This window comes from Anaerobiospirillum sp. NML120448 (genome assembly GCF_023050945.1).
Lineage (GTDB): Bacteria > Pseudomonadota > Gammaproteobacteria > Enterobacterales > Succinivibrionaceae > Anaerobiospirillum.
The window spans coordinates 1-11,067 of the sequence record NZ_JALKIM010000101.1; the positions used below are offsets into that span (position 1 = coordinate 1).

Genomic DNA, 11,067 nt, shown 5'->3' on the forward strand with positions numbered 1-11,067 from the left:
ATGCGTTCAGGATACAAATACTTATGCTAAAGGTATTAAAGTATCAAATGATACTATGGATAAGCTTAATATTAAGCACTCCAAGTGGCACGGCGAATGGTTTTACATAATTAAACCTCAGAATCAGTAAAAGGAAGTTTCCTAAAAAATCTAAATATTTTTTGGGGAGAGCTTTTGCAACTTTAGTGAAAATTCGTGTGTTTTATTTTTTTACAGTTCCTAAGACTAACGCTGCTAAACCAAGTATGGAAATGTGGCTAAGCCAATTCACCTTAAAGCTATCCTACGTTATCGCACGATGCATTGGGGCAGGAGTTACCACTAAGGCCTTGCCTAGCAGCCATTGCCTATCTGACATTCATTGCTGTCCTTGGCTGGGGAGATTAAACAAAGGAAATGTCGTTGGAGGGCGTTTATTAGTGTATGAAAGTAAGGGTATGAGGGTACTATTTATAGCATTAATGCAGGTGCTAATAGGGGTGGAAAAGTAAAGAGTTAGTGTGTGAAAAAAATCAAAGAAAACGTGATAATAGCTATGTTTATTGGCTCTTGATAGCGGTAAAATACTAGTATCTTTTGGAGAGTAATTGTTGCTCTCCACCACACAATTAAATAGGAGCACATTTATATGTTAGCTACATCCCTTGAGCTTGCAACTAAGTATGATTATCTTGCAGAGAAGTTTGCTAAGAGCTTTGAGTGGTTAAAGAACAACGATGCTACCAAGCTTGAGAATGGTCGTTATGACATTTGTGAGGGCGCTTTTGCTTTAGTACAGCGCTATACCACTGTTCCTTTTGAGGCTATTCGCTTTGAGGCTCACAACGACTATTTTGATATTCAGTATTTAGCTCAAGGTATTGAGACTTTTAATGTTTGCCTCCGTAAGGATTGCCAAGTAACTGAAGAAGATCCAGCCAACGATATGGTTTACTTAAGCACTCCTGAGGTTTACACCTCTGTAACCTTAAAGCCAGGTGAGTTTGCTATTGTTCCTCCAGAGGAGGGCCACCAGCCACGTATTGCTCATCAGGGTAATGCCGTTGAGGTTGTTAAGGTTGTAGTTAAGGTTGCAGTTAAATAATTATGAGTAGCTCTGATTAGTCTTAAGAGCAATGGAAAATAGGACTAATTAAGAGCTCAAGTGTGTGGAAATGTTAAAAAAGAGGTACAACTTTTTTGGGTTAAGTATTAATGCACCTAGGTTATAAAGGGGGGTACCCTTTATAACCTAGGTAAATACTACCTTTTAGGCTAATAAGTACTCATCAATTTCCTTATCCTCTTCAGCATTGACCGAATCTTCGGGACACTCAACATACTCATATTCTTTAGTTAGGGACATCATAGAATTAGGAAGAGATATTCCCATTGTCTTAATTACAGATGCTTGTTTGCCAACTATAGGCTCAAAAACAACACCAGACTTATATTGTTCCAGCCTAATACAAGACAAAGTATTGAGTACAGATTTAAAAGAACGGAAAGTATCTACGTAGGCACTAATGCCTTGTTTTAGCAGAGCCTTAATCTTATTGCTCATAGAGATTTGAATAACTGAACTATAGAAAACATAGAACAACTTACTCTCAAAACCTTCGTTTGTATGAGCATGTAAAGAATTGCCGCTATTAGAATTCTTAAATACTGAAATGTGCCCTTCAACTTGTGGCCTAATTTTGTAAGAAAGAAAAACTTCAACTGCAGATTTATTAGCGTCTAAGGAAAGAAGCACTCGAAAACCTGCATATTTAAGGTGATTGTTTAATTTGACTATATCTACCTCTAAGTCAGCTGGACTAAAAGAGTCTTTATTTAAGTCATCAAAGTTTGAAATAGCAGATAAAAACTTCTTGTCACTTTCAGATAACTCTTTACCTGTCATGGCAGAAGATTTTAAACAATCAAATCTTTGACGAGTTTTACGATGAGTTTCATAGTAGATATCGTAATTAAAGTAAACATGGTATTTAACACTAACACTATGATTATTTCGTGCTCGCTTATTTTGAACCTTATTAGGATCCATGTTTATTGTGGCTTCAAACGATTTACATTGAATATATTCGCCTGCATCTTTTAAGTAGTTAGAGGCTACAATGTTGTCCGCAATGGCCATATCAACATATCTTTGTGCATCGCTGCCTTTAGCAATTCTTAAGTTAAATATGGCATTTTTGTTTTGCGATAAGACAGACTCTACGTTCGTTTTTGAGTCATAGCCTTTATCGATTACATAGGTACTACCATCAAGCAAGACACCCATTTTGGCTATCTTTGAAATGAGAGTAGAAAAAGCAGATACATCGTTACAATTACCATTAAAAGGCATATAAAAAAGAGGAATACTTCTACCAAAGCCAATACTACTTACAACTTGTAGATTCATAATTGACTTGATTGTCTTGTCTTTTCCCAAGCCAAGATCAATATGTGCAAGAGTGTCATTGGAATGGTCAATACTAGTACCGTCAATAGCAAACAGTAAGCCTTTAAATCTCTTTAGCAAAGGATTAGCCTCAGAGCTTTCCTCGGCTTGCTCTCTCTCAATAAAAATGCTTAAAAACTTTTTAGAGAAGTTCTCTACGAACTTTTGGTCGACTTCGCTAAGTATTTTAAAAGCGCTACTTCTAGATGTTGTTGAAACACCTGGAGTAATGTACTCTTTGGCAAACTTCTCAAAACCTTCCAAGTTAGCAGAACCGTCATGAATAAAGTACGCCATAAGAGTTACAGAAGCTTTTGCCTTTCGCTTGACTTGCTTGCCCTTATATCCAGCCTTTTTATAGGCGTACTCTAAAGCCTCAAGTATGCCTATGTGTTTAGCCTCATCCATAATGGCCAATATACTGCCAGCACTTTTATTAGCAACATAGTCGTCTCTGGTTTTTGGAGCCTGCTCTAAAACTGGTTGATCAATAGAGTCCTTACATAACTCAATAAGCTTTGCAGGATCTGTACTGAAAGGAACACCATTAGCAGATTCAATCAACTTTCCTGAGTCGTTAATTGAGTAGTCTTTGCTTGCCACTAGAGTGTTAATGATGTCTGCATCTTGATTGTTATCTTTAGAGAAGTCATTAATATGCTTAATGTCATATGAGCCCTTGCCTTTTCTAGAGACAATATAGTCTTTAAACTCAGGATAGTCCTTTAGAAACTTATCATTGAACTTAATAGGGCCCTCATTTTTCCTGTCTAAAATCTTACCTACAAGAGTTCGCTTATTAGTAGTAGCAATTCCACCAATAGCATTACCATTCTCATCATAAGTCTTTGGAATCCATTCGGCTTTATAAGTGAATACATAAAAGGTTTTGCCACTCTTTCTTATGAGAAGAGGAGGTAATTGTGGCATGGTAGCGCTCATGGGGTTAATCCTACTAAAAAATAAACTAGATGCATTAAAATACAGAATTATAACACAGTTGCATCTAGTTTTGTAGATAAAATATTAATTTTTTTTGATAGATGCACTAGAATTAACCCAAAAAAGGTACAACTTTTTAGGTTGTACCTCTTTTTTTGCGTTTAAGATTAGGTTTTACATTAAAGCTGTTAAGCCACGACGCTGTTTAAAGTTGTAGAAGCCACCTAACATGCCTGCATCATTACGTAAGGATGCAAATTCAAGACGGGTTGCTCTAAAGACAATGTCACGTAAACGCTCCTTTAAGGCTGCTTCGATGCGTGGTCGTAAGTATTCATCACGAGCCATAATGCCACCGCCTAAAATAACAGCCTGTGGGTTTTGTACTGATACTACATTGGTAATGCCATCAGCTAAGTGTTCAATAAGCTCATCAATGGCTTTAATAGCAATCTCATCCCCTTGCTCAGCTTCGTTAAAGATACGAATGCCATTAACTTTACTAATATCTTCACCACGTAACTGGGCATAGTACTTAACTAAATGAGTAGTAGAAGCCAGCTCATGAAGCATGCCACCAGGAACACGCATATAGGCAATTTCGCCTGCTGAATTGGAAGCGCCACTAATTAACTTGCCATTGCAAATCATGGCACCACCAATAGAGGTGCCAATGGTCATACAAAAAACGCTATGGCAGCCCTTGCCTGCGCCTAACCACATCTCGCCTAAAGCAGCGCAGTTAACATCATTTTCCACTTCACAAGGTAGTGAAAATTCTTTAGTAATAATTTCCTTGTAATTAGTGCCAGTGTAATCAGGAATAGCATCAGGTAGGGAATAAACAATCTTACCGAGCTCTGGATCAACCATACCAGCAGTTGAAATACTTACACCCTTAATGCTCTCACCATGCTTGTCTAAAGCAGCTTTAGTAATGTCTTTTACTTTTTGTACAATGCCTGGGCCGCCTTTTTCCTTGGCCTCAGTTGGCATTTCGCCACGCTCTAATAAAGTACCATCGATGGTTGCAACACCGTGTTTAATTGCTGTGCCGCCAATATCAATAAGAACATATAAATCTTGTTGCATTTTTCGTCCTTGATTGTCCAAATTGGGCTGACGTAAGCATGTAAATGTCTTACTAGGCCAAAAAAACTTAATATTTTAAATAAAAAAAGCAGGGCGTGGGCCCTGCTTGTTTTAGGTTATTTTCTATGATTTGTTTGTTTGCTTTTCATCTTATGCAAACTTAAATCGTTAGATTACTTAGTAGCAGTTAAGTAGGTAGAACCTTCAGGGGCCTCAAAGGTCTTGCCAGTGGCAGCAGCCTGAATCTTAGAAACTACGATACCAACAACTAAGGTTACAACGATAGAGATGAAAGCGTACATCCAGAAGGAGATGCTTGGTACATTGTACTTGCAGTAGAACACAACTAAGGTTGCGCATACGAAGCCTGCAAAAGCGCCTAAAGCAGTGGTCTTACGGGTGAAAGCACCTAATACGAATACACCAGCTAATGCACCTAAAGCCTGACCTAAGAAGGAGTTGAATAACTCGTAAGCGGACTTAACATCTAAGCGAGCTAAGTACATAGCAACTAAGATAGCGAAGATACCGATAGCTAAGGAGATGTACTGAGCAATCTTGGTCTGACGGGTGTAGTCCATGTTTGGAGTAATCTTGGTCTGGATGTCCATAACCCAAGAGGTAGCTACAGAGTTAATACCAGTAGATAAGGTAGACTGGGAAGCAGCGTATAAAGCGGCTAAGATGATACCAGTAATACCAACTGGGAGCTCATAAGTTAAGAAGTATGCGAATACCTTATCTTGTGAGTGCTTGAAGGTCTCAGTAATTAACTCAGGATTCTGTTGGTAGTAGAGGTATAAAGCGGTACCTACCATGTAGAATACAGATGCGCAGAAGATAGAGAGAATACCGTTACCGATAGTCATCTTGTTTAACTGCTTAACATCAGTAGTAGTGGTGAAACGCTGTACCACGTCTTGAGAAGATACGTAAGAACAGAAGGTTGATAAACCACCACCAACTAAGGTTACGATTACGGAGGTGCCTAATAAGTTAGTCCAATCCATCCACTTCTCGGTGTCAGCTAAGAAACGACCACCAGTGGTTAAGGAGTAGGTAACATCAGACAAACCGCCATCTAACTTGTAGATGATATAGAATAAGGTGAGGGTAATACCACCGATTAAGATCACGCCTTGGATGAAGTCGGTCCAGAGCACAGCCTTTAAACCACCAGTATATGAGTACACAATAGCAATAGCACCCATAGCGATGATTAATACGTCAACGTTAATGTCAGTTAAGCTTGCTAAAGCTACGCAAGGTAAGTACATAACGATGGACATACGACCAAGCTGGAAGAGAACGAACATAATAGCGCCCAAAACACGTAAGGCTGGGGACTGGAAGCGAATCTCTAAGTAGTGGTAAGCAGTATCGATGTCGAGCTTAGCGTAAACTGGTAAGAAATAACGGATGGTTAATGGAATGGCAATGATCATACCGAGCTGGGCAAACCAAAGCATCCAGGTACCACCATAGGAGTTACCTGCTAAGGCTAAGAATGAAATAGGGGAAAGTAAGGTTGCGAAAATGGATACGCAGGTTACCCACCAAGGCACAGAACCGTCACCTTTGAAGAATTCCTTACCTTTCATTTCCTTCTTGGAGAAGTAGATACCAGCTAAAAGCACGCCTATCATATAGACGACCAACACGGTGGTATCAATCCAAGTAAAACCGTGTAGTTCTTCAGTCATAAACAAAACCTCAAAAACTCATCTTGAAGACTAAGGGATCGTATTTCAGATAAGGTCTCATAGCTATAAGCATCTGATCTGGTGCCGATCCTGACCCAAACAAAGGGAAAAAAATTCACGACTCACGTCGTTCTGTCCGACTTTTAATAAGTCGAAATTGTTTGCCACCTAAAATAGCCCCCTTTAGGATAGTGATCCATAAAGGGGCTAGAGTGTGTGTGGTTTGGTTTGCAGTCTTGATAATTAAGACTGCGTGCTATTGGATAGTTGCATTATCCAAATAGAAATCTGGGCTTAAAGCCTAATAAAGTCCCCAAACTTAGAGCAATGGAAAAAGTAAGGGGACTTTTTTAATTTAGATTAAAGCTAAATTAGAAGTACTTGTGGAAGATCTTTTTAGCATTAGCGATCATTTCATCAGAGTAGCCACCCATTGGTTGACGGCAGAAGCCTGCATCAACACCAGCCTCTTGTAAGCAGATCTTTAAGGTGCCATATAAGCCGTTAGCTAATACGTCAGAGATAAAGTCGTTGGTTACGTGTTGAACCTCTAAAGCCTTCTTAATGTCGCCCTTCTGAGCAGCCTCGAAGATCTCACGAGCACGTAAGCCGTTTACGTTGAAGGTAGAGCCGATAGCGCCATCAACACCTAAAACGGTAGCTGGGAGCATCATCTCGTCAAAGCCAGCGAATAATACCTTATCTGGGAAAGCCTTGCGGAAACGCTCTAATAAGTAGAAGTCGCCAGCGGTGAACTTAACACCAGTGATCTTCTCGTTAGCGAATAACTCCTTGAACTGATCAACGCTGATGTTTACACCAGTTAAGAATGGAATGAAGTAAACAACCATCTGATTGTCAACATCCTTTAAGATGGTGTTGTAGTATTCCTTGATCTCGTTGAAGGAGAACTTGTAGTAGAAAGGAGTTACAGCAGATAAAGAGTCGTAGCCTAAGTCGGTTACTAACTTAGCAAGCTTTACAGACTCCTTAATGTTTAAGGAACCAACCTGAGCGATTAATTGGCAACCGTCCTTGGCCTCGTCCTTAACAATCTTGAAGATCTGCTCTTTCTCTTCTGGGCTTAATAAGAAGTTCTCACCAGTTGAACCACCAACGTATAAACCGTCAACCTTGTTGTGGTCAATGTTGTAACGAACTAACTCGCGGATGCCCTTCTCATTGATGTTGCCATCTTTGTCAAAAGAGGTTAAAAGAGCTGAATAAATACCGCCAATCTTCTTGTAAGCCATGGTTAAATCTCCACTGATTATCAATAGGCATGCAAACTAACAAATTTAGGCTCTTATGTGATTTGAGGATCTGAGCTTGTTGTAATGTAAGTTTGCTAAAACTTAATAACTTGTAACTAAATAAAACTTAAACTAAACCTTTGGTAAGGCATCAATAAACCATTGTCCAATTACTTGTGGACGGGTGATGGCTGAGCCTACGATGGCACCATATGCACCAACTTCATAAGCTAAACGTAAGTCATCTGGAGTATTGATACGGCCTTCGGCAAATACAGGGATCTTGCAGGTAGCAGCTAAACGAGCTACTAAGCCTAAATCTGGACCGTGTAATTTTGGAGTGTAAGGGGTGTAGCCTGAAAGAGTTGTAGAAATAGCATCAAAGCCAATCTTCTCGGCATTTAAGCCTTCTTCATCGTTAGAAATATCAGCTAAGCTTAAACGACCAGCATCACGAATCATGGCAACGAGATCTTCTAACTTCTCGTCATTTGGACGCTTACGTAAAGTTGCATCTAAAGCAATGATTTCACAGCCGCAATCAATTAAAGCTTGAACTTCTTTCTTGGTTGGAGTGATGTAGATTTCGCTATCATCATAATTTTGCTTAATGAGACCAATTACTGGAAGACCAGTAACCTTCTTGATTTCTACGATGTCGTCAACAGACTGGCAACGAATAGCAACAGCACCAACCTGCTTAGCAGCTAAAGCCATGCGACCCATGATAAATGGGCTGTGTAAAGGCTCATTTGGTAAAGCCTGGCAGGAGATGATTAACTTATTCTTAAACTGTTCAAAAAGCATGATATAACCTCAGCTAAATCTTATTGCTACTTCTTAATATGAGAAAAAACTGCTGTACCAGCAATTTTTGGTACAAGGGAACACTAACCTATTTCCATGTAAACTTGCTTGATGGCAAGCAATTTTTAGCTACTAGAAGTGACCCGCACAACTACTAATATAGGCTTTATTAAAATAGTTTGAAACACGCAGCGGGTAAACATTTGGCCACCAAAACAGATGAACAAATGTTTAACAACTGTCTAAAACCAGCAACCTAAGTTGCTGGTCTAAAGGGTGGCTCTCAAAAGCAAGCTCAATCAAACCACCCCTTTAAAGCATAGTTAGCTTATATAAAACTTAACATGCTCTGGAATTAGAAGGTGTATTGGATACCAGCACGGAAACGTAACTGACGCTTGTCATCGGAGGCAGCTACAGCGATATCACCGATTTCAAAGTATGGATTCCATTGGCCCATACGGTAGTTAACAGCGATGTTCTGCTCGTAGTTGTAGTCCTTGTTGTCCCACATTACACGCTCTTTACCTTCAACAGTGTCGTTAAGAGCCCACATGTGAGTGTAGTTGTAGTTGATACCAAAGTTGCCAGAGTTGTAACCTACCCAAGCATCAATACGGGCATTCTTAGCATCGCCTTCACCACTATCATCACGCCAGTAGTCATAACGTGGACGAACTGCAAACCATAAACCGAAGTCAGTGTTGTACTGTAAACGTAAGTATGGCTTGTAACCAGTCATTCTGTGGGTTTCAGTTATGATACCTGGAGTGATGGTGAAGTTACCCATCTTGTAGCCGTACCAAATGCTCATTTCAACTGCGTTAGCAGCGAAGTCGCCCCATTGACCATCGTGGTATTCTGGAGAACCTGGACGATCTGCACCAGACTTTACAGAAGAATCAACGTAGAAGCCAACGCCATTGTCTAAAGCAGCGATGAAGCAGATACGGTCAAAGTTCTCAGAGTACTCGGAACGTAACTCGTGACGGTAGTCAACGGTGATCTTAGCTGCATTGGCAGCGGTAAAAGCGGTAACGGCGGCTAAGCCTAATCCCAAAGCGATTTTAGATAAGCGCATTTTATATCCTAAACGTAAGTTTTAATTTCAATAAGAAAAGCTAAAAAAGCGGGTTGTTATTCAGTAACGACCTTGCCGTCTTGTACGGAAACAGTGATGACATCAGTTGTAGCCTTGCCACCAGTAGTCTCACCACCAACTAAGATGAGCTCGTCGCCGTTTTGAATGCTTACACCATAAGCAAGTGGAGTAGCTAAATCACCAGCGTGAGTCCAAGCGCCGTTAGCGTAGGTGAAGATTTCATCACGCCAGGTCTTGGTGCAGCCTTCGTGAGCGAAGTTCTTGCCCTTAGCATAAGCAACGGTTGAGCCTGGGAAGTTAGCACCACCGATTACAACTAAAGTACCGTTGGAGTAGCCAGAGAAAGCACCTGCTACACCCTCTTGTACCTTCTCACCCTTTGCAGGAATGAGGTCTGGGGTTTGAACAAACTTGGCGGCACCATTCTCAACGGTGAACTCAACAGTAGTGCTGGTTCTTAAGCCTGGCTTACGCTCGCCATTTACTACGAAGACGCTCTGATCTTGTGGGTCAACAGCCACAGCAGAACCTGCAGTACCAAAGTAAGGTAAATCACCTAAGTTGGACCAGAGGTTGGTCTGTGGATCGTACTGTAAAACAGCCTTATTGAAGAAATAGTCTTTTACAGGCTTGCTAATGTAGTCAGCATTGATCTTTGCAGATAAGTCCTTGTCACCAGCCTTAGCTGCATAATCAAGATCCTTGAAGAAACCATCAAAGATTTCCTTGTTTACGGAGCCGATTACAATAGCGTTCTTGCCATCAGCACTTACAACGGTGTGACCAGTAAGGCCGATAGGTGAGCGAGTTAAAAGTTTTGTCCAGGTGTCAGTAGCTGGATCGTACTCAAATACCTCGTTAGAAACGGAGAGGATGTCAGAGTTAATCTTACCTACACCACCAAAAACATAGATCTTGTTGTTTAAAGCAACAGCTTGAGCCTGATCACGGGCAGCCTCAGGGAACTTAGCGATAGCTTCCCACTTTGGGCTTTCTGCCTTAGTATCTAACTTGTACCAATCCTGACCAGCGGTACCTAAACCAATATAGATAACGCCATCATTCATAGCACCTGCGCCAGACTTAAATGGAACTGGAACATCTGGTAGAGCAGCGGCAAATGCGGATGTGGTGGCCATTGCGCCTAAGGCTAAGGCGGCAGCTAAATGCTTAATCTTCATAGACAAAAACTCCTAAAAACGCAAACTCCAAGATTGCTTAACTTTAAAAGCATTTTTTCTGTTCAAAGCACGTTGCTGCTTGCTTATCACAGACTTACGTTCTTTGTTTAACTGAGGGATATTTGGGATAGTGGATAGTTAAACAAAGTCTAAAGTTGATAAGTTGGAGTTAAATTTCATGTCTAATGATAATGAAAGAAAAATTTTTCACAATTAAAGCTTTTAAATTTTGCGATCTGCATCACGCGATAATGATAAATACTGATTTATATGCCGTTTGTGCTTGATAAAGTTGAGAAAAATACGCAAGCCCGATTCTATCTAGCTTTGTGAGGAAATTTAGCAATCAATATTGTGATTTGGAGCAAAATTCCAATAGTTGAGTTTTTTAGTGAGCTAGTTTTAGATCACAAAATTACTTGGCAGAGCGAAAAATAGCTGAACGTAGTTAATTATGTATAGTTTCAAATAAATATGGAGTATGATGAAATGAAGAATTTCACATGCAAATGGCTTATATATCTTGTTTGATATGAATTTTTAAAAATTTATTTTAAAA

The 11,067-nt window shown here is 40.1% G+C and carries 8 protein-coding genes; 1 reads left to right on the plus strand and 7 read right to left on the minus strand.

Annotation, left to right across the window (positions count from 1 at the left end; all coding sequences use genetic code 11):
• Window positions 1–628: 628 nt before the first annotated feature.
• The gene (locus MXE38_RS11275; protein WP_246914989.1) at window positions 629–1,084 is read left to right on the plus strand and encodes a YhcH/YjgK/YiaL family protein; all 456 of its coding nucleotides are present in this window, start codon (window positions 629–631) and stop codon (window positions 1,082–1,084) included.
• Window positions 1,085–1,249: 165 nt separating this feature from the next.
• Here the strand turns inward: MXE38_RS11275 and MXE38_RS11280 are convergent, their stop codons facing one another.
• From MXE38_RS11280 to MXE38_RS11310, 7 genes are all read right to left on the minus strand, one after another.
• Window positions 1,250–3,370, minus strand: a complete 2,121-nt coding sequence (locus MXE38_RS11280) for a transposase (protein WP_246914991.1) — start codon at window positions 3,368–3,370, stop codon at window positions 1,250–1,252.
• Between the two features lie 174 nt (window positions 3,371–3,544).
• On the minus strand, window positions 3,545–4,462 hold the full coding sequence (locus MXE38_RS11285) for an ROK family protein (protein ID WP_246914994.1): 918 nt from the start codon (window positions 4,460–4,462) through the stop codon (window positions 3,545–3,547).
• A gap of 173 nt (window positions 4,463–4,635) precedes the next feature.
• The gene (locus tag MXE38_RS11290; RefSeq protein WP_246914997.1) at window positions 4,636–6,165 is read right to left on the minus strand and encodes a sodium:solute symporter; all 1,530 of its coding nucleotides are present in this window, start codon (window positions 6,163–6,165) and stop codon (window positions 4,636–4,638) included.
• A gap of 371 nt (window positions 6,166–6,536) precedes the next feature.
• The gene (locus tag MXE38_RS11295) at window positions 6,537–7,418 is read right to left on the minus strand and encodes an N-acetylneuraminate lyase (RefSeq protein WP_246915000.1); all 882 of its coding nucleotides are present in this window, start codon (window positions 7,416–7,418) and stop codon (window positions 6,537–6,539) included.
• Between the two features lie 132 nt (window positions 7,419–7,550).
• Entirely contained in the window at window positions 7,551–8,225 is a 675-nt protein-coding gene (locus MXE38_RS11300; protein ID WP_246915003.1) for an N-acetylmannosamine-6-phosphate 2-epimerase, read from the minus strand.
• Window positions 8,226–8,580: 355 nt separating this feature from the next.
• Window positions 8,581–9,306: an oligogalacturonate-specific porin KdgM family protein gene (locus MXE38_RS11305; protein ID WP_246915006.1), complete on the minus strand. Its 726-nt coding sequence runs from the start codon at window positions 9,304–9,306 to the stop codon at window positions 8,581–8,583.
• A 56-nt stretch (window positions 9,307–9,362) separates the two neighbouring features.
• Window positions 9,363–10,508: an N-acetylneuraminate epimerase gene (locus MXE38_RS11310; RefSeq protein ID WP_246915009.1), complete on the minus strand. Its 1,146-nt coding sequence runs from the start codon at window positions 10,506–10,508 to the stop codon at window positions 9,363–9,365.
• Window positions 10,509–11,067 lie beyond the last annotated feature (559 nt).

Excerpts from the sequence above, each read along its gene's own strand:
- MXE38_RS11295 (WP_246915000.1), bottom strand. The coding sequence starts at position 7,418 with ATGGCTTACAAGAAGATTGGCGGTATTTATTCAGCTCTTTTAACCTCT.
- MXE38_RS11290 (WP_246914997.1), bottom strand. The coding sequence starts at position 6,165 with ATGACTGAAGAACTACACGGTTTTACTTGGATTGATACCACCGTGTTG.
- MXE38_RS11305 (WP_246915006.1), bottom strand. The coding sequence starts at position 9,306 with ATGCGCTTATCTAAAATCGCTTTGGGATTAGGCTTAGCCGCCGTTACC.
- MXE38_RS11275 (WP_246914989.1), top strand. The coding sequence starts at position 629 with ATGTTAGCTACATCCCTTGAGCTTGCAACTAAGTATGATTATCTTGCA.
- MXE38_RS11280 (WP_246914991.1), bottom strand. The coding sequence starts at position 3,370 with ATGAGCGCTACCATGCCACAATTACCTCCTCTTCTCATAAGAAAGAGT.
- MXE38_RS11285 (WP_246914994.1), bottom strand. The coding sequence starts at position 4,462 with ATGCAACAAGATTTATATGTTCTTATTGATATTGGCGGCACAGCAATT.
- MXE38_RS11310 (WP_246915009.1), bottom strand. The coding sequence starts at position 10,508 with ATGAAGATTAAGCATTTAGCTGCCGCCTTAGCCTTAGGCGCAATGGCC.
- MXE38_RS11300 (WP_246915003.1), bottom strand. The coding sequence starts at position 8,225 with ATGCTTTTTGAACAGTTTAAGAATAAGTTAATCATCTCCTGCCAGGCT.